This window comes from Saccharopolyspora kobensis (assembly GCF_900108315.1).
Lineage (GTDB): Bacteria > Actinomycetota > Actinomycetes > Mycobacteriales > Pseudonocardiaceae > Saccharopolyspora > Saccharopolyspora kobensis.
The window spans coordinates 1643897-1668646 of sequence record NZ_FNVB01000002.1; the positions used below are offsets into that span (position 1 = coordinate 1643897).

Here is a 24750-nt window from a genome sequence, read left to right on the forward strand (position 1 = left end):
CCCCGGTTTGCATCCCGGTAACGCCGGGCGCACCCGGGTGAAACACCGGCTTCCTAACTTCGGGTCAACCGACGGGAGGAGCCGAATGACCGCGAGAGCACCGGCGCGCGGGAGCCGCTGGATCGAGGGCTGGAACCCCGAGGACGAGGAGTTCTGGGAGTCCACCGGCAGAGCTGTGGCCCGTCGCAACCTGATCTTCTCGATCGTCTCGGAGCACATCGGGTTCTCCGTCTGGAGCATCTGGTCGGTGCTGGTGCTGTTCATGTCGCCGGAGATCGGCCTGCCGTTCACCGCAGCCGAGAAGTTCCTGCTGGTGGTCACGCCGAACCTGGTGGGCGCGGTGCTGCGGCTGCCCTACGCCGCGGCGGTGACCCGCTTCGGCGGCCGCAACTGGACGGTCTTCAGCTCCGCGGTGCTGCTGGTGCCCGCCGGGCTGGCCTGCTACTTCGTGCAGCAGCCGGGCACCCCGCTGTGGGTCTTCCTGCTCATCGGCGCCACCGCCGGGGTCGGCGGCGGGAACTTCGCCTCGTCGATGACCAACATCACGACGTTCTTCCCGCAGCGGCACCAGGGCTGGGCGCTGGGGCTCAACGCGGGCGGCGGCAACCTCGGGGTGGCGGCGGTGCAGGTCGTCGGCCTGCTGGTGATCGCCGTCGCGGGCAGCACCAGCCCGGCCTACGTCGCGGCGGTCTACCTGCCGCTGATCGTGCTGGCCGCGCTGTGCGCTGCGCTGTTCATGGACAACGTGGACTCGGTGCGGGCCCGGCCCGGCGCGCTCCTGGAGGCCGCCGCGAACCGGCACACCTGGTGGATCTCGCTGCTCTACATCGGCACCTTCGGCTCGTTCATCGGCTACAGCTTCGCCTTCGGCCTGGTGCTGCAGACCGAGTTCGGCTTCACCCCGCTGCAGGCGGCCGGCTGGACCTTCCTCGGCCCGCTGCTGGGTTCGGTCGCCCGCCCGGCGGGCGGCTGGCTCTCGGACCGCCTCGGCGGCGCGCGGGTGACGGCGTGGACGTTCGTCGGTCTGACCGCGGGCACCGCGGCGCTGCTGGTCGCTTCGGCGCAGGGTTCGTTCGCGGGTTACGTGGCGGCGTTCATCGCGCTGTTCGTGCTGACCGGTGTCGGCAACGGGTCGACGTACAAGATGATCCCGGCGATCTTCGCCCGGGAGGCCGAGGACGAGGTCACCGACGGCGGAGAGGCGATCGCGGCCTTCGCCCGCGCCCGCCGGTTGTCCGGCGCGGTCATCGGCATCGCCGGTGCGGTCGGAGCGCTCGGCGGCGTGGGCATCAACTTGGCGTTCCGCGCTTCCTACGGCGGCGAGGCCGCCAGCGGCGACTCGGCGCTGCTGGTGTTCCTCGGCTACTACCTGCTCTGCGTGCTCGTGACCTGGGCGATCTACCTGCGGGATTCGCGCGCCGAGGCGCCTGCCGCGCGGCCGGAGGCGGAGGTCACCCGTGCCTGAGCTGCGGACGGTCGCCACGCACTGCCCCTACTGCGCGCTGCAGTGCGGTACCCAGCTGACCCGCGAGCGGCGCGGGGTGTCGGTGCGGCCCACCGATTTCCCGGTCAACCGGGGAGGTCTGTGCCAGAAGGGGTGGACCGCTCCGGCGCTGCTCGACGTGGCGGACCGGTTGCAGCACCCGCTGGTGCGCCGGGACGGCGTGCTCACCCCGGTCGACTGGGACACCGCGCTCGGTGTCGTCGCCGATGGTGTGCGGCGCCTCCGCGACGAGCACGGGCCGGACGCCGTCGGGGTGTTCGGCGGCGGTGGGCTGACCAACGAGAAGGCCTACCTGCTCGGCAAGTTCGCCCGGCTGGCGCTGGGCACCAGCCAGATCGACTACAACGGCCGGTTCTGCATGTCCTCGGCCGCGGCGGCGGGCAACGCCGCGTTCGGGCTGGACCGCGGGCTGCCGTTCCCGGTCACCGACCTCGGTGGCGCGGACGTGGTCCTGCTGGCCGGGGCCAACCCGGCCGAGACGATGCCGCCGCTGATGCAGCACCTGCGCTCCGCGCAGCTGATCGTGATCGACCCGCGCCGCACCGCCACCGCCGAGCGCGCCGCGCTGCACCTGCAACCCGCGCCCGGCACCGATCTGGCTCTGGTGCTGGGACTGCTGCACGTGGCGGTGGCCGACGGCTGGATCGACGAGGACTACGTCGCGGCCCGCACGACCGGGTTCGAAGCGGCCCGGCAGCGGGCGATGACCTGGTGGCCGGAACGCGTCGAGCGGGTGACCGGGGTTCCGGTGTCCGCGCAGCGCCAGGCCGTGCGGATGCTCGCCGAGGCCGGGAGCGGCTACGTGCTCACCGGGCGCGGTGCGGAGCAGCACAGCAAGGGCACCGACACGGTCGCCGGGTTCATCGACCTCGCCCTCGCGCTCGGCCTGCCGGGCCGGGTCGGGAGCGGCTACGGCTGCCTGACCGGGCAGGGCAACGGGCAGGGCGGGCGCGAGCACGGCCAGAAGGCCGACCAGCTGCCCGGCTACCGGATGATCGACGACCCGCGAGCGCGCGAGCACGTGGCCGGGATCTGGGGCGTGCCGCCCGAGGTACTGCCGGGTCCGGGTCGCAGCGCCTACGAGCTGCTCGACGCGCTGGGCACCGCGCACGGGCCGCGGGCGCTGCTGGTCTTCGGCTCCAATCCGGTGGTTTCGGCCCCCAACGCCGCGCACATCGGCGCCCGTCTGTCCGCATTGGACATGTTGGTGGTGGCCGATTTCGTGCCGTCGGAGACCGCGCGTATCGCCGACGTGGTGCTGCCGGTCACGCAGTGGGCCGAGGAGGAGGGCACCATGACCAACCTGGAGGGCCGGGTCCTGCGGCGCCGCCGGTTGCAGGTGCCGCCCGGGCATGCGCGCAGCGACCTGGAGGTCCTGCACGGCCTGGCCGTGCGGCTGGGCGAGCCGGGCCACCGCTACCCCACCGGCCCGCGCGAGGTCTTCGACGAGCTGCGCCGCGCTTCGGCGGGTGGCAAGGCCGACTACTCCGGGATCAGCTACGAGCGGCTCGACGCCGGCGAAGCGCTGCACTGGCCGTGCCCGGACACCGTTCATCCCGGCACGCCGCGGTTGTTCCTGGACTCCTTCGCGCATCCCGACGGGCTGGCCCGCTTCGCCGCCGTCGAGCACCGCGATCCGGCCGAGGGCCCGCAGGAGGCGTTCCCGCTGACCGCCACCACCGGCCGGGTGCTCGCGCAGTACCAGTCCGGGGCGCAGACCCGGCGGGTGGCCGAGCTCAACGAGGCCGCTCCCGAGGCGTTCGTGGAGATCCACCCGGACACCGCCCACCGCGCCGGACTCGCCGACGGCGTGCTGGCCCGGGTGACCTCCCCGCGCGGCAGCGCGCTCGCGCGGGTGCGGGTGGTCACCACCATGCGCACCGACACCGTGTTCCTGCCGTTCCACTTCCCCGGGACGGGCCGGGCGAACCTGCTCACCGGCGACGCGCTCGATCCGCGCAGCCGGATGCCCGAGTTCAAGGTCAGCTCGGTGCGCATCGAGGCGGAGGTGACCGCCAGGTGAGCCGGCTCGTCGTCATCGGCAACGGCCCGGCCGCGCACCGGCTGGTCGAGCGGCTGCGGGCCCGGGGCCGCAGCGGGCCGATCGCGGTGCTGGGCGAGGAACCGCACCACGCCTACAACCGGGTGCTGCTGGGCTCGGTGCTGGCCGGGGAGCTGCCCGCCGAGGCGGTGCGACTGCCCGATGTGGACGCCGAGGTCCGGTTGGGCGTGACTGCCACCGGGATCGACCGCGACCGGCGGGTCGTGCGCACCGGCACCGGCGATGAGATCGGCTACGACGTCCTGGTGCTGGCGACCGGCTCGCGGCCGCGGCTGCCCGAGATCCCCGGGCTCGTGCCGCTGCGCACGCTGGCCGACTGCGAACGCATCGGCGGCGCGGCCGGCCCGCTGGCCGTGCTGGGCGGCGGGGTGCTCGGTGTCGAAGCGGCGCGGGCGCTGGTGGCGCGGGGTCACGAGGTGACTCTGGTGCACTCGCAGCCGCACCTGATGGAGCGCCAGCTGGATCCGGCCGGGGGCAGGCTGCTGGCCGACCGGCTCGGCGAGCTCGGGATCGGCATCCGGTCCGGGAACGCGGTCGCCCACCGGTCGGGGCGGTTGCTCCTGGACAGCGGCGAGGAGGTCCCGGCCCGGCTGGTGATCGCCTGCACCGGTGTGGTGCCGGAGACGGCGCTGGCCGTGCTGGCCGGACTGGCGGTGCGACGCGGGGTCGTGGTGGACGACCAGCTGCGCACCAGCGATCCGCGCATCCACGCCATCGGCGACTGCGCCGAGCACGACGGCAGCACCCCAGGCTCGATCGCCTCGGCGTGGGAGCAGGCCGAGGTGCTCGCCGACGTGCTCTGCGGCGGGAACGCGGGATATCCCGGCAGCCGCGCGGTCACCAGGCTCAAGGCGCGCGGGGTCGAGCTGGTCTCGATCGGCGTCCTCGACGGCGCGGACGCCGAGGTCGTCACGCTCTCCGACCCGGCGCGGGGCCGCTACGCCAAGCTGGCGCTGCGGGACGAGCGGATCGCCGGCGCGGTGCTGCTCGGCTTCCCGGCGGCCATCGCCTCGGTCACGCAGCTGCACGACCGGGATCTGCCGGTGCCCGCCGACCGCCTCGCGCTGCTGCTGGGCACCCCCGCTGCCGTCCCCGGCGAACTGCCCGTGGAAGCGGTGATCTGCCGCTGCAACAACGTCACCAGGAAGTCGCTGACCGCCGCCTGGCAGGGCGGCGCCCGCTCGGTGGCCGAGCTGGCCAGGGCGACGCGGGCGACCACGGGCTGCGGTGGCTGCGCCGACGACGTCGCGAGTCTCTGCGCAGCCCTGGCCGAGCGCACCGAACACCAGAAAGAGGGCGTCGCGTGACACGTCTGACAGTCCCGCGTCGACCGAAGTCCTGCGAAACCGCACTTCAGGGGACCGTGATGCAACCCAGCCACAAGAATCCACGGAACGCGAGATTGATTCCGGACGCGGCCACCACGAAAAAGGGCGGAGAGGCGGGGCAGCGCACGCTCATCGTCGTCGGACACGGGATGGTCGGGCACCGGCTCGTCGAGGAGTTGCGGGCGCGCGACTCGGCGGGCACCTGGCGGATCGTCGTGCTCGGCGAGGAACCGCGGCCGGCCTACGACCGGGTCGCGCTGTCGTCGTACCTGGACGGCAAGAGCGCGGCGGATCTGAGCCTGACCGGTCAGGAGGTGCTGGCCGATCCGCTGGTCGAGCTGCGGCTGGGCACCGCGGTGACCGGTGTCGACCGGGCTGCCCGCACGGTGTCCACATCGGACGGATCGGTGCTGGGCTATGACGCGCTGGTGCTGGCCACCGGTTCGCGGCCGTTCGTGCCGCCGGTGCCCGGCCACGACCTCGACGGCTGCTTCGTCTACCGCACCATCGAGGATCTCGACGCCATCCGCGCCGCCGCGGTCGAGGGCGCGCCGGGCGTGGTCATCGGTGGCGGCCTGCTCGGGTTGGAAGCGGCCAACGCGCTGCGGCTGCTGGGGATGCGCCCGCACGTCGTGGAGATGGCGCCGCGGCTGATGCCGCTGCAGGTCGACGAGGGCGGCGGTCAGGTGCTCGGCCGCCTGGTCGGCGACCTCGGGTTGACCGTGCACTGCGGTGCGGCGACGAAGTCCATCGACGGCGACGGCCGGGTGCGCGGTGTGGCGCTGGCCGACGGCACGGTGATCGGCACCGAGCTCGTGGTGTTCTCCGCCGGAGTCCGGCCGCGCGACGAGCTGGCCGGGATCGCCGGGCTGGAGCGCGCCGAGCGCGGCGGGATCCTGGTGGACGAGTTCTGCCGCACCGCGGACGAGAACGTCTGGGCCATCGGCGAGTGCGCTGCGGTGCAAGGCCGCTGCTACGGGCTGGTCGCGCCCGGCTACAGCATGGCCGAAGGAGTCGCCGATCAGCTGGTGGGACTGGGCGGCGGTGCCTTCCCCGGCGCCGACCTGTCCACCAAGCTCAAGCTGCTCGGCGTGGACGTGGCGAGCTTCGGCGACGCGCACGGCGAGACCGAAGGCGCGCTGGAGGTCGTCTACGCCAACAACGCGGCGGGCACCTACGCCAAGCTCGTGCTCAGCGACGACGCACGGGTGCTGCTCGGCGGAGTGCTCGTCGGCGACGCCGGTGCGTACTCGGTGCTGCGACCGCTGGTGGGCCGCGAGCTGCCCGCGCCGCCCGAGCAGCTGCTGCTGCCCGCCGGGTCCGGTGTGGACGCCGGTGCGCTGCCCGCCGACGCCACGGTGTGCTCCTGCAACAACGTCACCAAGCAGGACATCACCGCGGCCATCGCCGAGCAGGGGCTCACCGACGTGCCGGGCATCAAGGCCTGCACGAAGGCGGGCAGCAGCTGCGGTTCGTGCGTGCCGATGCTCAAGAACCTGCTCGGCGAGTGCGGGGTGGCCACCTCCAAGGCGCTGTGCGAGCACTTCCCGCAGTCGCGCAGCGAGCTGTTCGAGATCGTCCGCGCGACCGGGACGACCTCCTTCTCCGAGCTGATCGGCAAGCACGGCAGCGGGCGCGGCTGCGACATCTGCAAACCGGCCGTGGCCTCCGTGCTGGCCAGCCTCGGCCACGGGCACATCCTCGACGGCGAGCAGGCCGCGCTGCAGGACACCAACGACCGCTTCCTGGCCAACCTGCAGCGCAACGGCACCTACTCGGTGGTGCCCAGGGTGCCCGGCGGGGAGATCACCCCGGACAAGCTGATCGTGCTGGGCGAGGTGGCGCGGGACTTCGGCCTCTACACCAAGATCACCGGCGGGCAGCGCATCGACCTGTTCGGCGCGCGGGTGGAGCAGCTGCCGCTGATCTGGCGGCGGCTGGTCGACGCCGGGTTCGAGTCCGGGCACGCCTACGGCAAGGCGCTGCGCACCGTGAAGTCCTGCGTCGGCGACGACTGGTGCCGCTACGGCGTGCAGGACTCGGTGAGCATGGCCATCCGGCTGGAGCTGCGCTACCGGGGGCTGCGGGCGCCGCACAAGATCAAGGCCGGGGTGTCCGGGTGCGCCCGCGAGTGCGCCGAGGCGCGCGGCAAGGACTTCGGCGTGATCGCCACCGACAGGGGCTGGAACCTCTACGTCGGCGGCAACGGCGGGTTCGCGCCCAGGCACGCCGAACTGCTGGCCGCCGACCTCGACGACGAGCTGCTGATCCGGCTGATCGACCGGTTCCTGATGTTCTACGTGCGCACCGCCGACCGGCTGCAGCGCACCTCGGCCTGGGTGGAGTCGCTGGACGGCGGCCTGGAGCACCTGCGCGAGGTCGTCGTCGAGGACTCGCTGGGCATCGCCGAGGAGCTGGAGGCGGCCATGCGCCGCCACGTCGACGACTACTCCGACGAGTGGGCCGGAGTGCTGGCCGATCCGGCCAAGCTGGCCCGCTTCGTCTCCTTCGTCAACGCCCCGGGGGCGCCGGACCCGACCATCCGCTTCGTGCGGGAGCGCGGTCAGATCCGGCCCGGTCCGGTGGTGCTGCCGATGCCCGCCGTCGCAACCCAGGAGGTGCCCAGGTGAACTGGCAACGGATCTGCGAACTCGACCTGCTGCCGCCCGAGTGCGGGGTGCCCGCGCTGGTCCACGACCGGTCGGTGGCGGTGTTCCGCACGCGCGACGACGAGCTGTTCGCGGTCGGCAACGTCGACCCGTTCTGCGGGGCCGGGGTGATCAGCCGCGGCATCGTCGGCGACCGCGGCGGTGAGCCCACCGTCGCCTCGCCGATGCTCAAGCAGGTCTTCTCGCTGCGCACCGGGCTGTGCCTGGACGATCCGGCGGCGCGGCTGCCGGTCTACCCGGTCCGGCGCCGGGCCGACGTCGTGGAGGTCGCGCTGCCGTGAACCTGCTGCTGGTCGCCCACGGCACCCGCGATCCGGCCGGTCCCCGGGTGGTCGAGCGGCTGGCCGCCGCAGCGGCCGACCGGCTGGGCGTGCCGGTGCGGGTGGGCTACGTCGACGTCATCGGGCCGACCGCGGCCGAAGCGCTGGAGGGTCTCGACGGCCCGGTGGTCGTGGTGCCCGCCTTCCTGGCCTCCGGGTACCACGTGCGCACCGATCTCCCCGAGCAGATCGCCGCCAGCGGGCGGCCGGACGCCGTGCTCGCACCGGCGCTGGGCCCGGCCCCGGAGCTCGTCGAGGCGATGCGCACGCGGTTGGTCGCGGCCGGGTGGCGGCCCGGCAGGCGGATCGTGCTCTCCGCCGCCGGGTCCTCCGACGCGAGGGCGCTGGCCGACGTGCGCGCGGCGGCGCGGCTGCTGGGCCGCCGCTGCGGGCAGTGGCCGGTCCCGAGCTTCGTCACCACCGCCGCCCCGGCCACCGCCGAGGTCTGCGGCCCCGGCGACTTCATCGCGCCGTACCTGCTGGCCCCGGGCCTGTTCCACCGGCGGCTGGCGGAGCTGCCGGTGGCCGGCCTGGCCGAGCCGATCAGCGACCACCCCGCCGTGGTGCAGCTCGTCGCCCGCCGCTACCGGCAGGCCCTCCGCGTGGTTCCCGCCGCCTGAAAACCCGGCCGGCGGGGTACACCGATTGCTACGGCAGCACGTTCGGTCGAGGGGGTTGTCCAGATGTCCAGCACGACGAGTTCCAGCACCGCGCACCGCACCCGTCGGCAACCCGCGAGCAAGAGCCGCCACGAGGCTCCCGCGATCCCCGTGCCCTACGTGACGGCTGAGCTGCACACCGCCAAGATCCCGCTGCCCGGTGGCGAGAACGTCGCCTCCGCCGTCGACACCGTGCGCCACCAGATGCCCTCCCGCGATCAGCTGCTGTTCTACGGCGGGCTGACCGCGGCGGCGGCGTTCAGCATCATCGAGTGGCCGGTCGCGGCGGCGATCGGCATCGGCAATGCGCTCGTCCAGCGCAGCATGCACAAGGAGGCGGGCAAGAGCTGAGCGCGAGATGCCACTGAGCCGGCTGCTCGCCAAAGCAGCCGAGGTCGCCGCACCGGTTTTGCAGGCGGCCCGCACCACGACGGCCGCTCCCACCGGTCGCCGGGTGTGGGCCGGTCGGCACCGCAGCCACCTGGAGGTCCGCGGCCTGCACGAACCCGGCTCCGAGGCGACGGCCCGCGAGATCGAAGCCCGGGTGGCGGACGTCGACGGCGTGCGCCGCGCCGAGATCAACGGCGTGCTCGGCCGCGTTGTCGTCGAGCACGAACCGGGCGTGGACATCGCGGCGCTGTCCCGCCTGATCTCCGACGTCGAGGGCGAGCACGGCCTGGACGCCGCGGAGATGTCACCGCGCAGCACCGCCCACCCCGCCAACGCCGAGCCGGTGCTCCGCGAAGCGGCGGCGCTGGTCATCAGCCTGGCCGGGCTCGGCTACGCCACTGCGGCCGCGCTGCTGCCGGTGCGCGTGCTGCCACCGCTGCTGCCCGCCGCGGTGTCGCTGGTCGACACCGTGCCGTGGATGCGCCGCGAGCTGGAGCGCAAGCTCGGCCGCGCGCCTGCGGACAGCCTGCTCGCGCTCGGTGGCGCGGTCTCGCACGGGTTGTCCCGGAGTCCGCTCGGCGTGTTCACGCACTTGTGCGTCCGGTTCTGCGCCTCGCGCGAGATGCTCGCCCGGCAGCAGGCCTGGGCCGAGTGGGAGCGCAGTTCGGTGCACCGCTGCGATCCGGTAGCCGTCGAACCGCGCCCGCAGCCGGTTCCGGACGGTCTCGTCGAGCGGGTCGCCGGTGTCTCGGGAACGGCAGCGCTGGCCGGTTACGGCACCGTGCTCGCCGCTTCCCGCAATCCGCCTCGGGCGCTGGCCATGCTGGTCGCCGGGGCGCCGAAGCCCGCCAAAGCCGGGCGCGAGGCCTTCGCCGCGCAGCTCACCACCGCGATCTCGGCACGGGGCGGGCTGGTCCTGGATCCCGATGCGCTGCGCAGGCTCGACCGCGTCGACACCGTCGTGTTCGACGCTCCGGTGCTGCTGACCGGCCGCCGCGCGGTGGACTCCGTGGTGCCGGTGGATCCGGAGGCCGACGCCGCGGAGCTGTTCGTCCGGGCCAGCCGGCTCGTCGATCCGCAGGACCCGACGGCGGAGAAGGTTCTCGGCGACTGGTCGGCCGGACCGCAGTCGGGTGATGTGGTGCTGCGGCACCGCGGCGAGGTCGTCGCGCGGGTCGACGTCGTCGACGAGCTGGATCCGCTGGCCGAAGCGCTGGTGGAAGCGGCCCGCGCGAACGGTGCGGCGGTGGTCGCAGGCGACCGGCTGGACGACAGGCTCCCGCTGGAGCGGGTGGTGCCCGGTGGGAACCGGCTGGCGCGCTCGGTGCGGCGCCTGCAGGCCGAGGGCGCGGTGGTCGCCGTGGTCTCCGCCCGCGCGGACGCCGCCCTGACCGCCGCCGACGTCGGCATCGGACTGTCCACATCGGACCAGACGCCGTGGGGCGCCGACGTGCTGTGCCCGCGAGCCGATGTCGTCCACATGCTGTTGTCCGCGACCGAGAACGCCCGCGCGGCCAGCCGGAACGCGGCGCTGCTGTCGGTCGTCGGTTCGTGCTTGGGAGCGCTGTTCACCGCGTTCGGACCAGCACTCGGCGCTCCGGCACGCGCCTCGATGCCGGTGCAGGCGACCACCCTGACAGCGCTGTTCACCGGCACCTGGGCGGGAATCCGGGCGGCCGACCGCGCTCCGCCGATCCCGCAGGAGCGCACGCCTTGGCACGCCATGCCCCCGGACGCGGCACTGTCCACACTGGCCAGTTCCGAGCGGGGGCTGAGCAGATCCATCGCCGCTTCCCGGCACCAGCACCGCGATCGCGGCCGGGCCCGGCCCGGCATCGCCCGGGCGACCGCGGCGGGCCTGATCACCCCGATCACGCCGGTGCTCGGCGCCGGGGCCGTCGTCTCCGCCGGACTGGGCTCGGTGGTCGACGCGGCGCTGATCGTCGGCGTGCTGCTGGCCAGCGCGCTGGTCGACGGCGTGCAACGGGTCGCCACCGACCGGGAGCTGACCCGGCTGCTCGACGCCGGGCAGGTGCCCGCGCGCCGCAGGCGGGAAGGCACCGTCGAGGTGGTCCCGGCCGACCAGCTGGTGCCCGGCGACGTCGTCGAGCTGCGCGCCGGTGACGGGGTCCCCGCCGACTGCCGCCTGCTGTCCACCGACGGCCTGGAGGTCGACGAGTCCAGCATGACCGGCGAGTCCCAGCTGGTCGTCAAGGACATCGCGGCCACCACCGCGCCCGACGTCGCCGACCGCACCTGCATGGTCTACCGGGGCACGGCCGTCGCGAGCGGGACCGGCACGGCCGTGGTCGTCGCGGTCGGCACGCACACCGAGCTCGGGCGCACCGCGCGCACCAGCGCGCCGGAGACCGGCAACGGCGTCGAAGCCCGGCTGGGCGAGCTCACGAAGAAGCTGCTGCCGGTCTCCATCGGCGCGGGCGGCGTGCTGTTCGTCGCCGATCTGCTGCGCGGTGTGCCGCTCGGCCGGACCGTCGCGCGTTCCGTGGGCCTGGCGGTGGCCGCCGTGCCCGAAGGCGTTCCGTTCGTCGCCACGCTCGCCGAGCTCGCCGCAGCCCGCCGCCTGGCCGGGCGCGGCGTGCTCGTGCGCAGCCCCGCCACGATCGAGGCGCTGGGCCGGGTCGATGCCCTGTGCTTCGACAAGACCGGCACCCTCACGCAGGGCCGGATCGCGCTCGGCCAGATCTCCGACGGCCGCACCGCTCAGCCCACCGCGCACCTCGACGAGCGGCACCGGGAGATCGTGGCCGCGGGCGTGCGGGCCACGCCGCGGCAGAGCGACGAGCACCCGCTCCCCCACCTGACCGACCGGGCCGTGCTCGACGGCGCCCGCGCCGCAGGTGTCGCGGCGGAGGAAACCGTGCTGGCGGAGCTGCCCTTCGAACCGTCGCGGAGCTTCCACGCGGTGCGCGTCGACGGCCTGCTCTCGGTCAAGGGGGCCCCGGAGGTCGTGCTCGACCGGTGCGCGCGCCGACGGACCGCGGAAGGCAGCGAGGCGTTCGACGCCGCAGCGCGGGCGGAGGTCGAGCGCGAGATCGAGCGGCTGGCGGCGGACGGCTACCGGCTGCTGGCGGTGGCCGAGCGCGCCGCCACCGCCGCGACCGAGCTCACCGAGTCCGATGTGGACGACCTGGAGTTCGTCGGCCTGCTGGGGCTGGCCGATCCGGTGCACCCGGCCGCCGCCGAGGCCGTCGCGCAGCTGAGCAGCGCGGGCGTGGACGTGATCATGATCACCGGCGATCACCCGAGCACCGCCGAGGCCATCGCCGCCGAGCTCGGCGTGCTCGGCGGCAAGCGGGTGCTCACCGGCGCGGAGCTGGACCGGCTCGACGACGAGCAGCTGACCGGCGAACTGCCCGGGATCGCGGTGTTCGCCCGGGTGAGCCCGGCGCAGAAGGCCCGCATCGTGAGCCGGCTGCGGGCCGGCGGCCGGGTGGTGGCGATGACCGGCGACGGCGCCAACGACGTCCCGGCGATCAACCTGGCGCAGGTGGGCATCGCGTTCGGCTCCCGGGCCACCCCGGCGGCGCGCGAGGCCGCCGACCTGGTCGTCGCCGAGGACCGCATCGAGACGCTGACCGACGGCATCGTCGAAGGCCGCGGGATGTGGACGTCGGTGCGCGATGCGCTGTCGATCCTGCTGGGCGGCAACCTCGGCGAGATCGGCCATGCGCTGGGCACCGGGCTGCTCAGCCCCGCAGCCGGGCTCAACGCCCGTCAGCTGCTGGTGGTCAACCTGCTCACCGACGTCCTGCCCGCCATCGCGATCGCGGTCCGGCCGCCACCGCACGCCACACCGGAGAAGCTGCTGGCCGAGGGCCCCGAGGTCTCGCTCGGCTCGGCGCTGGCGCACGACGTCTACGCCCGCGCCGCGGCCACTGCCGGTGCGGCCGGGCTCGCGTGGCTGCTCGCCCGGCCGCTGTCCACCGCCGCTCAAGCGCGCACCACCGGCCTGGTCGCACTGGTCTCCGCGCAGCTCGCGCAGACCTTGGCGGTGCGGGGCCGCACGCCGCTGGTCCTCGCCGCGGGAGCGGGTTCGCTGGTGCTGCTCGTCGCCGTCGTGCAGCTGCCCGGCATCAGCCGCTTCTTCGGCAGCAGTCCCCTGCTCCCGCACCAGTGGGCCATCGCGGCCGGCACGTCGATCGCTGCGGCACTGGCGGTGCTGATGTGGCAGAAGTGGCGGCGGAACACCTCCTGACCTGCACTGTTATCGCCCGGTTCACCGCGCCGACACCTCCGGATGCACCCCGGCTAACCCGGCCGGCGCACAGTCGGGCCGTACCGTCGCAGAACACCCGGAGAGAGCCCGATGCAGTTCCTGACCGCAGTCCTGACCGCTGCCGCCGTCGCCCTGGTGGAGACCCTGGTGGTCCACCTCGTCCGCAAGACCCTCCGCACGGCCTGACCCCGGCCTGCCGGAACCCGCGACTCAGCACGGCGCGGTCGCCGACGAACGGACGACCGATGTGGACACCTGGCGGGACGGCCGCCGGCGCTGCGTGCACAGCTACATCACGCCGGTCCTGACCTACACCCCGGCCAGCTCCGAGGCCTGGGTCTTCGCCGGCGCGGAGCGCTGGGCGACGTAGGCACCGGCGAGGATCAGCGCGCCGCCGAGCAGCTGGACCGGCCCCAGCGCCTCCGACAGCAGCGCCCAGGCGAGCACGGTGGCCACCACCGGCTCCAGGAACGCGACCGCGCCCGCCACCTGCGGCGACAACCGGCGAACCGCGAGGATGCCGGTCAGGTACGCCAGCACCGTGCTGAACACGACGATCCAGGCCACCGCCACCAGCGCCGGGAACTGCCGGCCGGCCAGCTGCACGTCGCCGAGCAGCAGCGCCCAGTCCATGTCCCACGGCTGCGCGATCAAGGTCACCACCACCGCGCCGAGCAGCAGCCCGAACCCGGCGAGGGCGAACGGATCGACCTCCGGCCCGCTGTCGGACAGCAGGAAGTAGGCGGCCTGGCAGCCCGCGGCGCCCAGCGCCAGCAGCAGGCCGACCGGGTCGAAGCTCAGCCCGGCCCACAGCTCCACCACGCAGGCCAGGCCGACCATCGCGATCGCCACCCCGATCGCCGCCGACCGGCTCACCGGGGCCCGCCGCACGAAGCGGATCCAGCCAAGCACCAGCACCGGCCCCAGGAACTCGATCAGCAGCGCCACCCCGACCGGCACGCTGGCGATCGAGGCGAAGTAGAAGACCTGCACCCCGGCGATGGCGAACAGCCCGTACCCGATGAGCAGCTTGGGCACCCGCCGCACGGCCGCGGCGTGCCGGAGGGCGAAGGGCAGCATCAGCAGCGCACCACCGGCCAGTCGCAGCCACGCCACCTGCAGCGGGCTGAACCCGGCGGTGATCAGCGGCTTGGCGAACGGCCCCGAACCGCCGAAGCAGAACGCGGAAGCGATGGCGATCGCCACCCCGGCGGACTTGGCACTGCTGGACAGGTTGCGCACCCGCCCATGGAAGCACGCGCCCCCGACCACCATGAACCCGATTCCGGTACCACCGTCCCAATGCTTGGGAACCCCCGGAAAAACAGCCGTTTTGCACGGGGTGGTACATGTGATCGAGAGTTTGCCGACCCTTAGTTGAGGGCTCTTACAGGACAAGCGTACTGTTAATTGCGAAGAGAGCGGGTTCCCGCGCACGCTCGGCCGACGTGCGCGAGACTCGCAATCGTTCCCGAACTTGCGCCCGTCGCGAGATGGAGTTGAACGTGACTGCACCTGCGAGCAAGGACAGCTTCGGCGCCCGCGGCACGCTGAACGTCGGCGACGCCTCTTACGAGGTGTTCCGGCTCAGCGCCGTCGAAGGGGCCCAGCGGCTGCCCTACAGCCTCAAGATCCTCCTGGAAAACCTGCTGCGGACCGAGGACGGCGCGAACATCACCGCCGACCACGTGCGCGCGCTGGCCGGCTGGGACGCCAAGGCCGAGCCGTCCACCGAGATCCAGTTCACCCCGGCCCGCGTGATCATGCAGGACTTCACCGGCGTGCCGTGCGTGGTCGACCTCGCCACCATGCGCGAGGCCGTCGCCGACCTGGGCGGCGACACCTCCAAGGTCAACCCGCTGGCCCCGGCGGAACTGGTCATCGACCACTCGGTGATCATCGACGTGTTCGGCAAGCCGGACGCCTTCGAGCGCAACGTCGAGTTCGAGTACGGCCGCAACAAGGAGCGCTACCAGTTCCTGCGCTGGGGCCAGGGCGCCTTCGACGAGTTCAAGGTCGTCCCGCCGGGCACCGGCATCGTGCACCAGGTCAACATCGAGCACCTGGCCCGCACCGTGATGTCCCGCAACGGCCAGGCCTACCCGGACAGCTGCGTCGGCACCGACTCGCACACCACCATGGTCAACGGCCTGGGCGTGCTGGGCTGGGGCGTCGGCGGCATCGAGGCCGAGGCCGCGATGCTCGGCCAGCCGGTGTCGATGCTGATCCCGCGCGTGGTCGGCTTCAAGCTGACCGGCGAGATCCCGGCGGGCGCCACCGCCACCGACGTGGTGCTGACGATCACCGAGATGCTGCGCAAGCACGGCGTCGTCGGCAAGTTCGTCGAGTTCTACGGCTCCGGCGTGGCCTCGGTGCCGCTGGCCAACCGCGCCACCATCGGCAACATGAGCCCGGAGTTCGGCTCCACCGCGGCGATCTTCCCGATCGACGAGGAGACCGTCCGCTACCTCAAGCTCACCGGTCGCCCGGCCGAGCAGGTCGCGCTGGTCGAGGCCTACGCCAAGGAGCAGGGCCTCTGGCACGACCCGAGCCACGAGCCCGAGTACTCCGAGTACCTCGAGCTGGACCTGTCCACCGTGGTCCCGTCCATCGCAGGCCCGAAGCGCCCGCAGGACCGGATCGTGGTCTCCGAGGCCAAGCAGGCGTTCCGCACCGCGCTGACCGACTACGCCAAGACCGAGACCGCCGACGACAACGCGATCGACGAGGCCGGCAAGGAGTCCTTCCCGGCCAGCGACGCCCCCGCGGTGACCCACCACGACTCCGCGCCGCAGGTCGTCTCGGCCGCCAACGGCTCCACCGGCCGGATCTCCAAGCCGGTCAAGGTGTCCTCCGACGAGCTCGGCGAGTTCGAGCTCGACCACGGCGCCGTGGTGATCGCCTCGATCACCTCCTGCACCAACACCTCCAACCCGTCGGTGATGCTGGGCGCGGCCCTGCTGGCCCGCAACGCGGTGGACAAGGGCCTGACCCGCAAGCCGTGGGTGAAGACCTCGATGGCCCCCGGCTCGCAGGTCGTCACCGACTACTACGAGAAGGCCGGTCTCTGGCCGTACCTGGAGAAGCTGGGCTTTCACCTGGTCGGCTACGGCTGCACCACCTGCATCGGCAACTCCGGCCCGCTGCCGGAGGAGATCTCCGCCGCGGTGCAGGACAACGACCTGTCGGTCGTCTCGGTGCTGTCGGGCAACCGGAACTTCGAGGGCCGGATCAACCCCGACGTCAAGATGAACTACCTGGCCTCGCCGCCGCTGGTCATCGCCTACGCGCTCGCGGGCTCGATGGACTTCGACTTCGAGAACGACCCGCTGGGCACCGACACCGAGGGCAAGCCGGTCTACCTGCGCGACATCTGGCCGTCGCCGCAGGAGGTCCAGGACACCATCGACTCGGCGATCACCAACGAGATGTTCACCAAGTCCTACGAGGACGTCTTCAAGGGTGACGAGCGCTGGCGGTCGCTGCCCACGCCGGAGGGTCAGACCTTCGAGTGGGACGCGCAGTCCACCTACGTGCGCAAGCCCCCGTACTTCGAGGGCATGGCCATGGAGCCCGCGCCGGTCACCGACATCTCCGGTGCCCGCGTGCTGGCGCTGCTCGGCGACTCGGTCACCACCGACCACATCTCGCCGGCCGGTGCGATCAAGCCGGACTCGCCCGCGGGCCAGTACCTCACCGAGCACGGCATCGACCGCAAGGACTTCAACTCCTACGGTTCCCGCCGCGGCAACCACGAGGTGATGATCCGGGGCACCTTCGCCAACATCCGGCTGCGCAACCTGCTGCTGGACGACGTGCAGGGCGGCTACACCCGGGACTTCACCCAGGAGGGCGCGCCGCAGGCGTTCATCTACGACGCCGCGCAGAACTACGCCGCGCAGGACATCCCGCTGGTGGTGCTCGGCGGCAAGGAGTACGGCTCCGGTTCGTCGCGCGACTGGGCGGCCAAGGGCACCCGGCTGCTCGGCGTCCGCGCCGTCATCACCGAGTCCTTCGAGCGCATCCACCGCTCGAACCTGATCGGCATGGGCGTCATCCCGCTGCAGTTCCCGGAGGGCGAGTCGGCCAAGTCGCTGGGCCTGGACGGCACGGAGACCTTCGACTTCGAGGGCATCACCAAGCTCAACGAGGGTGAGGTCCCGGAGACGGTCAAGGTCACCGCGACCAAGACCGACGGCTCCAAGGTCGAGTTCGACGCGAAGGTCCGCATCGACACCCCCGGTGAGGCGGACTACTACCGCAACGGCGGCATCCTGCAGTACGTGCTGCGCAAGATGATCCGCTCCTGATCCCAGCCAACCCGGCGGGCAGCAGAACAACGGGCCCGGTGCGCCACAAGCGCACCGGGCCCGTTGTGGTCGGGCCGGGAGGGAAGGGTGCGGTTGGGAGGTGGGGCCGTGAGTGGTTTGGGGCGTCATAGCACCCCAAAGCGCTCACGGGCCACCTCCCCAACCGCAGCCCGACCTCCCCGGCCCTCCACCACCTACCAGGTGACCGGGAGTTCGTGGACTCCGTAGATGTTCATGTCGGTTCGGAGCTTCACCTCGGCCGCGGGGATCGCGAGGGCGAGGTCCGGGAAGCGGCGGAGCAGGCCGCCGAAACCGGCTCGCATCTCGATGCGGGCCAGCTGCTGGCCCAGGCACTGGTGGATGCCGTGGCCGAAGGCCAGGTGGCCGCGGGCGTTCCGGTGCACGTCCAGGGAGTCGGGGTCGTCGAAGCGACGCGGGTCGTGGTTGGCCGCCAGCATGGACAGCACGACGGTCGATCCCGCGTTGATCGTCACCCCGCCGATCTCGACGTCCTCCGCGGCGTAGCGGTAGAACACGTCGCCGACGGACAGGTAGCGCAGGAGTTCCTCGACCGCGCCGGGCAGCAGTTCCGGGTCGGCGCGCAGCTCGGCGAGCTGCGCGGGGTTCTCCAGCAGCGCGAAGGTGCCCAGCCCGAGCATGTTCGCGGTTGTTTCGTGGCCGGCGAGCAGCAGCAGGAACGCCACGCCGGTCAGCTCCTCCGCGGTGAGGTCCTCGTGGCGGGCCAGGTCGGACAGGATGTCCTCCCCCGGCTCGGCGCGCTTGCTCGCCACCAGTTCGGCGAGATAGGTGTTCAGCGCGGCGTAGGCGCCCATCTTCTGCTCGAGCGGCTGCTCCTTGACCATGAACTGGGCGTAGTTGGACTGGAAGATGTCCCGGTCGGCGTAGGGCACGCCGAGCATCTCGCAGATCACCAGCGACGGCACCGGCAGCGCGAACTCCGCGACGAGGTCCACCGGCTGGGGCAGGCCCGCCAGGTGGTCCAGCTGCCGCTCGACGATCTCGGCGATGTGCGCTTCGAGCGACTTCATCCGCTTGACGGTGAAGGCCCCGGTGAGCCTGCGCCGCAGCCTGGTGTGGTCCGGCGGGTCCATCGCGACGAACATGCCCGGGATCTGCGGCGCCGGTTCGGTGGCGGCGGGCATGCCGGGCGGGGCGTCGAGGGCGTGGACGACGCCGAGGTCCAGGCGGGAGCTGAGCCGGATGTCGGCCATGGCCCGGCGGACCTCGTCGTAGCCGGTGATCAGCCAGCCCTCGTGGCCGTCCGGGAAGATCAGCGGGCTGACCGGCCGGGCCTGGCGCAGCCGGGTGATCTGGCTGGACGGGTCGAAGGGGCCCGCATCGCGTTCCTGGGAAAGGCCGTGCGGAACGGGAACCGTGTCGGTCATCGTGCTTCCTCTCGTGGCGGCGACTGAGATCACCTTCCCCAGCGGGCCTGACGCGCGGCTGACACGGCGCTGACACCGCGTCCGGCGGGTGCGTCCGACTGCCGGACTCCCGCCGGCCGGGCGTGGCAAAATCAACCGGGTGAAGATCGGGATGCTCGGGCCGTTCGAGGTCCGCACGGACGACGACTTCCCGATCGACGTGCCGGGCGCTCGGCTGCGCGGGCTGCTGATCGCCCTCGCGCTCGCGCCGGGCCGGGTGGTCCCGAAAACGGCGCTCATCGACTGGATCTGGGGCGAGCAGCCGCCCGCCGGTGCCGCCAACGCCTTGCAGCGCCTGATCTCCCGGCTGCGGAAGTCGCTGCCCGCCGATGCCGTCGAAGGGCACCCGAGCGGCTACCGGCTGGCGCTGGACCCCGATGCCGTCGATGCGGTGCGCTTCGAACGGCTCCTCGGCCGGGCCCGCGACGCCGGTGATCCACGACTGCTGCGCGAGGCCCTCGCGCTGTGGCGCGGTGCGGCCATGCAGGACGTCGAACTGCCGGACAGCGCGGCGTTCGACGCGGAGATCACCCGGTTGGAGACGCTGCGCCTGGCCGCCTTGGAAGACCGGTTCGACGCGGAGATCGGTCTCGGGCGCGGCGCCGAGCTGGTCGCGGAGCTGACCGGTCTGGTGGCCGCGCACCCGCTGCGGGAACGGCTCGCCGCCGCGTTGATGCGCGCTCTCGTCGCGACCGGCCGCGACACCGAAGCGCTGCTCGTGTACGAGAACACGCGCAACGCCCTGGCCGACGCGCTGGGCGCCGACCCGTCACCGGAGCTGTCGGCGTTGCACGTCGCACTGCTGCGCGGCGCGCGGGAGGCCGACCGCAAGACCAACCTGCGCGCCGAGCTGACCAGCTACGTCGGCAAGGAGGCGGACGTCGCCGCGGTCGGCGAGCTCGTCGCCGCGCACCGGCTGACCACGCTGATCGGGCCGGGTGGCTCGGGGAAGACCCGGCTGGCCGTTGAAACCGCCCGCACGTTGCTCGGCGGCCTGCCGGACGGTGCCTGGCTGGTCGAGCTCGCGGGCGATGACGGCGACGTGGCGAACTCGGCGCTCACCGCGCTCGGGCAGCGGGGCGCGCTGCTCGGCGAGGCACCGGACGCGGAACCGGCCGACCGGCTCATCGCCGCGGTGCGCGAGCGGGAGATGCTGCTCGTCCTGGACAACTGCGAGCACGTGATCGACTCCGCGGCGAACTTCGCCCACCGGGTGCTCGGGGAGTGCCCGCGGCTGCGGATCCTCGCGACGAGCCGGGAACCGCTCGGCATCACCGGCGAGGCGCTGTGGCCGGTCGCGCCGCTGGACCTGCCCGCGCCCGACGCCGATCCGGATCGGATCGAGTCCTCCGCGGCCGTCCGGCTGCTGCGGGACCGGGCCGGCGCGGTGCGCAAGGACCTCGCCGGCGACGCCCGCGCGCTGGCGACCATGGCGCGCATCTGCCGGGCGCTGGACGGCATGCCGCTGGCGATCGAACTCGCCGCGGCCAGGTTGCGCACCATGTCGCTCGATCAGCTCGCCGACCGGCTCGACGACCGGTTCCGCTTGCTGACCGGCGGAAGCCGCACGGCGCTGCCGCGGCACCGGACCCTGCGCGCGGTGATCGACTGGAGCTGGGAACTGCTCACCGATGCCGAACGGACCGTGCTGCGCAGGCTCTCGGCGTTCTCCGGCGGCGCGAGCCTGGAAGCGGCAGAGCAGGTCTGCGCGGGCGGGTCGGTCGAACCGGATCACGTGCTCGAACTGCTGACCGCGCTGACCGAGAAGTCGCTGGTGCTCGTCGAAGGCGACCGCTACCGGATGCTCGGCACCATCCAGGAGTACGCCGCGCTCCGGCTCTCGGAGGCGGGCGAATCGGACTCCGTGCGCCGTGCCCACCTCGCGCGCTTCACCGAGCTCGCCGAAGTCGCGGACCCGCACCTCCGCCGCGCCGAGCAGCTGGAATGGCTGGCCGCGCTGGAGGTCGAGCACGCCAACATCGCCACCGCGATGCGCGGAGCGCTCGCCGCGGGCGATGCGGAGGGCGCGATGCGGCTCGCCGCCGCGGCGGGCTGGTACTGGTGGCTCGGCGGACACAAGGCCGAAGGCACCGAGGTGATCCTCGCCGCTGTCGGCCTGCCCGGCGAAGTGCCTGCCGAGACCAGGGCCCTGGTGTACGCGTTCCTCGTCAACTTCGTGTCCACCGGAGCGCTGAGCGACCAGCACCAGACGGCGGAGTGGATCACCAAGGCTTACGAGGCCGGCCGGGACGTTCGCAGCGGTCACCCCGCGCTGCGGTTCGTCGCCCCGCTGGAACGCATGCTGCACGCGCCGGAGAAGGCGGTGCTCGCCTTCGAGCCGCTGCTCGTCGACGAGGACCCGTGGGTCCGCGCGCTCGCCCGGCTGCACGTCGGCAAGACGCGGATCATGCTCGGCCACCACGGCTGGGAGGCCGACGTCCACCTGGAGGAAGCGCTCACCGAGTTCCGCGCGACCGGCGAGCGGTGGGGGCTCTCCTTCGCGCTGAGCGAGCTGGCGAGCCGCACCGCGGTGCGCGGTGAGTTCACCAGCGCGTGCGGGTTCTACGAGCAGGCGATCGGCGTGGTCACCGAGTTCGGGGCCATCGACGACGTGGTGCGGATGCGGGCGCGGCAGGCCCAGCTGCACTGGCTGTCGGGCGATGCGGATGCCAGCGCCGCCGCCATGGCCGAGGCGCACCGGGCCGCCGAGCGCGCCGCCTGGCCCCCGGTGCTGGCCGAGCTGGCCTTGGCCGAGGCGGGGCTCGCTCGCTTGCGCGGCGACGAGGAGCAAGCGCGGCGGCAGATCGACGTCGCGACGGCGTTGCTCGGCGATGGGGCGGGACGGGCCAACGTCCGCGCGGAGGTGCACGACCTGCTCGGCTACCTCGCAGCGGATCTCGACGAGGCCCACCACCACCGCAGCTCGGCCTTCCACGCGGCGGCCGAAGCGGGCTACGCGCCCATGATCGCCCAGGTGCTCGTCGGGATCGCGGATCTGGCACTGCGCCGCCAACAGCACGAACAGGCGGCTCAGCTGCTCGCGGCCAGCTCGGAGGCGCGCGGCCTGCCGGACCTCTCCCTGCCGGACGCCGACCGGATCGAGCAGGCCGTGCGACGCAGCCTCGGCGACGCGCGGTTCAGCGAGGCCGTGCGGGAAGGCGCTCAGGTGAGCTGGCACGAGCTCGCCGAGGCCGCCCTCGCCCGCTGAGCTCAGTCCTGGCGGGGGCGCCGGCAGACGTAGATGCGGGCCGGGGGCACGTTGCGCCACACCGTGTGGGAGGTCAGGACCTCGTCGAAGCACAGGTCCAGGCGGCGGCGGAACTGGCGCGCGCCGGACATGCCCAGGGCGTGCACGTAGGCGAAGGTCGTGAAGGCGCCGCCCGGCGCGAGCACCGAACCGACCTGGTGCAGGATGTCGCGCTGCAGCTGGCCGGGGAAGATCGACCACGGCAGGCCGCTCACCACCGCGTCCACCTTGTCGACGCCGATCTCGGCGAGCAGTTCGCCGAGCCGTGCCGCGTCGCCCTGGACGACCTCCAGCCACGGAAGCTCGGTGCGCAGGTACTCGACCATGCCGCCGTCCAGCTCGATGGCCACCTGGCGGCCACCGGCCGGGAGCCGGTCCGCGATCGCGCCGCTGAGCGCTCCGGTGCCCGGTCCGAGCTCCACCACCACCGGCGCGCCGGAGGACGGCACCACCGACGCCATCTCGCGGGCCAGGCTCGGGGAGCTGGGCGCGACCGCGCCGACCAGGTTGGGCTTGCGCACCGCGCGCTCGATGAAAGCGCGGTAGTTGGCCAACGTCGATCCGGTGCCGGACTGCGCGGCAGCGCCCCGCTGCCGACTTCGGACCTGTTCGGCTGGAGTCACGGAAGCCCTTCCCGGTTGATGGTGCGGCGTGGTTCGACCACCCTATCGGGCATCCGGGTGAAGCTGACGACCATGTGCGGCATCACATGCCGATCACCGCGGCGCCTTTCCGGGCCGCGTTCCGCGCAGCGGCGCGGGCAATGGGAACTCGGCACCCGCCCATTCGCGGTAACCGATCGCGACCGAACCATTACCGGGCGGATTGATCTCGCTCCCGGAAACGCGGAATCGGGCCGTGTCGAATAGCGCGAGAAATCCGCGGGAATTGTGTAACGAAAACCGGCCGGCCGACGATGTGCGAACAATGCGCCGGCCGCCGGTGAAGAAGGGTTACGGGCCCGGGCGGAACCGACCGCCGAGCCCGCGCGCGCGTCCGCTCAGGCGATGCGCTCGGCCACCGGGCCGACCGGCTCGATCGCCTGGTCAGGGGTGCCCGACTGGGCCTTGTTCACCCACTTGACCATCGCTCCAGCCACCGCCAGCAGAACAACCGCCTCAGCCACCAGGGCCACCCACACCGTTGCCACTTCTTGCCTCCCTTCTGCGAACCTCCCCGACTTCCGCACGCGCGCGCAAGAGCGCCCGACCGCAACAGCGGGCAGGACGAACGGAAGAAGGTTTGGGGAACCGTGCTTGCACCAACAATCGTAGGGGTTGCATTCCGCAGGAATAAAGGGACCCCGGAGTGTCTTGCGTCTCCCCCTCTCGGCCTATCGGACCGCTCTTCCGCAACCGCGTTTCGCTTGGCGGGCACCAGTGGCGCAGACCACCCCAGAGCCGGGAAGATTCCGGCCCGCGGGCTGTTCTGCTGGATGTGCAGCTCATCGACGCAGTGGTGATCGGGGCCGGGCAGGCCGGGTTGACCGCCTCCTACCACCTGCAGCGGACCGGAATCGACCACGTCCTGCTCGACCGCGGGAGCGGGCCGGGCGGCGCGTGGCGCAACCGGTGGCCATCGCTGCGGCTCGGTGGTGTGCACGGCATCCACGCCCTGCCGGGCAGCGAGTTCTCGGAGACCGACGGCGAACGTCCGGCCGCCGAGGTCGTCGCGGAGTACTTCGGGCGCTACGAGCACGAGCTCGCGCTGCCGGTGCTGCGGCCGGTCAAGGTCGACGCGGTGCGCGATGGCGGCGAGCGGCTGCTGGTGGAGAGCTCGGCGGGAACGTGGGCAGCGCGCGCGGTGATCAACGCGACCGGCACCTGGGAGAACCCGTTCTGGCCGCACTACCCCGGGCAGCAGGAGTTCACCGGTCGGCAGCTGCACACCGCCGACTACCGCGGGCCGGAGGAGTTCCGCGGACAGCACGTCGTCGTGGTCGGCGGCGGCATCTCCGCGGTGGAGCACCTGCTGGAGATCTCCCAGGTCGCCGGTACGACGTGGGTGACGCGGCGACCGCCGCACTTCACCGACGCGACGTTCACCCCGGAGGACGGGCGGGCCGCCGTCGCCGAGGTCGAGCGCCGGGTGCGGGCGGGCCTACCGCCCGGGAGCGTGGTCAGCGTGACCGGCCTGCCCAACAGTCCCGCGGTGCTCGCGGCTCGGGAGCGGGGCGTGCTCGACCGGTTGCCGATGTTCCAGCGGATCACCGCCGACGGGGTTGCCTGGGCCGACGGCACCGCGCAGCGCGCGGACGCGATCCTGTGGGCCACCGGGTTCCGGCCGGCCATCGCGCACCTCGCGCCGCTGAACCTGCGCGCGCCGGGCGGCGGCATCCAGCTCGACGGCACCCGGGCGGTCGCCGAACCGCGGCTGCACCTGGTCGGGTACGGGCCGTCGGCGAGCACCATCGGCGCCAACCGCGCGGGACGGGCCGCGGCCCACGCGGTGCGGGCGGAGATCAAGAATTCCTTAAGCCACCCTGTCCAGGGACCAAATCCCCTGTGAAGAGCGGGCTCCGGCCAGCAGGCTGCGCAGTGGCGACTCAACCACGCCGAAGCGGCGCCATCTCCAGGAGA

15 protein-coding genes are annotated in these 24750 nt (G+C 72.8%); 11 read left to right on the forward strand and 4 right to left on the reverse strand.

Features of this window, described 5'->3' with window-relative positions; translation table 11 throughout:
* Positions 1-85 precede the first annotated feature (85 nt).
* The 8 genes from C4T78_RS07480 (at position 86) to C4T78_RS07515 (ending at position 13148) form a co-directional block, all read left to right on the forward strand.
* Positions 86-1465, forward strand: a complete 1380-nt coding sequence (locus C4T78_RS07480) for an MFS transporter (protein ID WP_093356490.1) — start codon at positions 86-88, stop codon at positions 1463-1465.
* Complete coding sequence (locus C4T78_RS07485; protein ID WP_093356489.1) at positions 1458-3527, forward strand: molybdopterin oxidoreductase family protein; 2070 nt, start codon at positions 1458-1460, stop codon at positions 3525-3527. The genes C4T78_RS07480 and C4T78_RS07485 overlap by 8 nt, the downstream gene beginning before the upstream one ends.
* Positions 3524-4873, forward strand: a complete 1350-nt coding sequence (locus C4T78_RS07490) for an FAD-dependent oxidoreductase (RefSeq protein WP_093356487.1) — start codon at positions 3524-3526, stop codon at positions 4871-4873. The genes C4T78_RS07485 and C4T78_RS07490 overlap by 4 nt, the downstream gene beginning before the upstream one ends.
* A gap of 170 nt (positions 4874-5043) precedes the next feature.
* Complete coding sequence (gene nirB, locus C4T78_RS07495) at positions 5044-7524, forward strand: nitrite reductase large subunit NirB (RefSeq protein WP_235863747.1); 2481 nt, start codon at positions 5044-5046, stop codon at positions 7522-7524.
* Positions 7521-7844, forward strand: coding sequence for a nitrite reductase small subunit NirD (gene nirD, locus C4T78_RS07500; protein ID WP_093356485.1), 324 nt, complete (start codon positions 7521-7523; stop codon positions 7842-7844). Before nirB ends, nirD begins: the two co-directional genes overlap by 4 nt.
* A complete protein-coding gene (locus C4T78_RS07505) occupies positions 7841-8503 on the forward strand; it encodes a sirohydrochlorin chelatase (protein ID WP_093356483.1) in 663 nt (220 codons plus the stop codon). The genes nirD and C4T78_RS07505 overlap by 4 nt, the downstream gene beginning before the upstream one ends.
* 63 nt (positions 8504-8566) lie before the next feature.
* Positions 8567-8893 carry a hypothetical protein gene (locus tag C4T78_RS07510; protein ID WP_235863736.1) on the forward strand — a complete coding sequence of 109 codons (327 nt, stop codon included), beginning with the start codon at positions 8567-8569 and terminating at the stop codon, positions 8891-8893.
* 7 nt (positions 8894-8900) lie between these two features.
* Positions 8901-13148, forward strand: a complete 4248-nt coding sequence (locus tag C4T78_RS07515; RefSeq protein WP_093356482.1) for a cation-translocating P-type ATPase — start codon at positions 8901-8903, stop codon at positions 13146-13148.
* 330 nt (positions 13149-13478) lie between these two features.
* On the opposite strand, the gene C4T78_RS07520 is transcribed toward C4T78_RS07515, so the two are convergent.
* The gene (locus C4T78_RS07520) at positions 13479-14411 is read right to left on the reverse strand and encodes an EamA family transporter (RefSeq protein WP_235863735.1); all 933 of its coding nucleotides are present in this window, start codon (positions 14409-14411) and stop codon (positions 13479-13481) included.
* 251 nt (positions 14412-14662) lie between these two features.
* Here C4T78_RS07520 and acnA point away from each other — a divergent pair, with 251 nt between their 5' ends.
* Complete coding sequence (gene acnA, locus C4T78_RS07525) at positions 14663-17479, forward strand: aconitate hydratase AcnA (RefSeq protein ID WP_177247721.1); 2817 nt, start codon at positions 14663-14665, stop codon at positions 17477-17479.
* A 194-nt stretch (positions 17480-17673) separates the two neighbouring features.
* On the opposite strand, the gene C4T78_RS07530 is transcribed toward acnA, so the two are convergent.
* Positions 17674-18885 (reverse strand): cytochrome P450, encoded by a 1212-nt coding sequence (locus C4T78_RS07530; protein ID WP_093356478.1) that lies wholly within the window; start codon positions 18883-18885, stop codon positions 17674-17676.
* Positions 18886-19024: 139 nt separating this feature from the next.
* On the opposite strand from C4T78_RS07530, the gene C4T78_RS07535 reads away from it, so the two are divergent.
* Positions 19025-22132, forward strand: coding sequence for an AfsR/SARP family transcriptional regulator (locus C4T78_RS07535; protein WP_093356477.1), 3108 nt, complete (start codon positions 19025-19027; stop codon positions 22130-22132).
* A gap of 2 nt (positions 22133-22134) precedes the next feature.
* Here the strand turns inward: C4T78_RS07535 and C4T78_RS07540 are convergent, their stop codons facing one another.
* Positions 22135-22692, reverse strand: a complete 558-nt coding sequence (locus C4T78_RS07540) for a class I SAM-dependent methyltransferase (protein WP_093356605.1) — start codon at positions 22690-22692, stop codon at positions 22135-22137.
* Between the two features lie 479 nt (positions 22693-23171).
* Complete coding sequence (locus C4T78_RS36935; RefSeq protein ID WP_258958330.1) at positions 23172-23297, reverse strand: hypothetical protein; 126 nt, start codon at positions 23295-23297, stop codon at positions 23172-23174.
* Positions 23298-23608: 311 nt separating this feature from the next.
* On the opposite strand from C4T78_RS36935, the gene C4T78_RS07545 reads away from it, so the two are divergent.
* Positions 23609-24679 carry an NAD(P)-binding domain-containing protein gene (locus C4T78_RS07545; protein ID WP_093356475.1) on the forward strand — a complete coding sequence of 357 codons (1071 nt, stop codon included), beginning with the start codon at positions 23609-23611 and terminating at the stop codon, positions 24677-24679.
* Positions 24680-24750 lie beyond the last annotated feature (71 nt).

Coding starts and splice junctions, on each gene's coding strand:
- acnA (WP_177247721.1), top strand. CDS start 14,663: ATGGAGTTGAACGTGACTGCACCTGCGAGCAAGGACAGCTTCGGCGCC.
- C4T78_RS07480 (WP_093356490.1), top strand. CDS start 86: ATGACCGCGAGAGCACCGGCGCGCGGGAGCCGCTGGATCGAGGGCTGG.
- C4T78_RS07510 (WP_235863736.1), top strand. CDS start 8,567: ATGTCCAGCACGACGAGTTCCAGCACCGCGCACCGCACCCGTCGGCAA.
- nirB (WP_235863747.1), top strand. CDS start 5,044: ATGGTCGGGCACCGGCTCGTCGAGGAGTTGCGGGCGCGCGACTCGGCG.
- C4T78_RS07530 (WP_093356478.1), bottom strand. CDS start 18,885: ATGACCGACACGGTTCCCGTTCCGCACGGCCTTTCCCAGGAACGCGAT.
- C4T78_RS07515 (WP_093356482.1), top strand. CDS start 8,901: ATGCCACTGAGCCGGCTGCTCGCCAAAGCAGCCGAGGTCGCCGCACCG.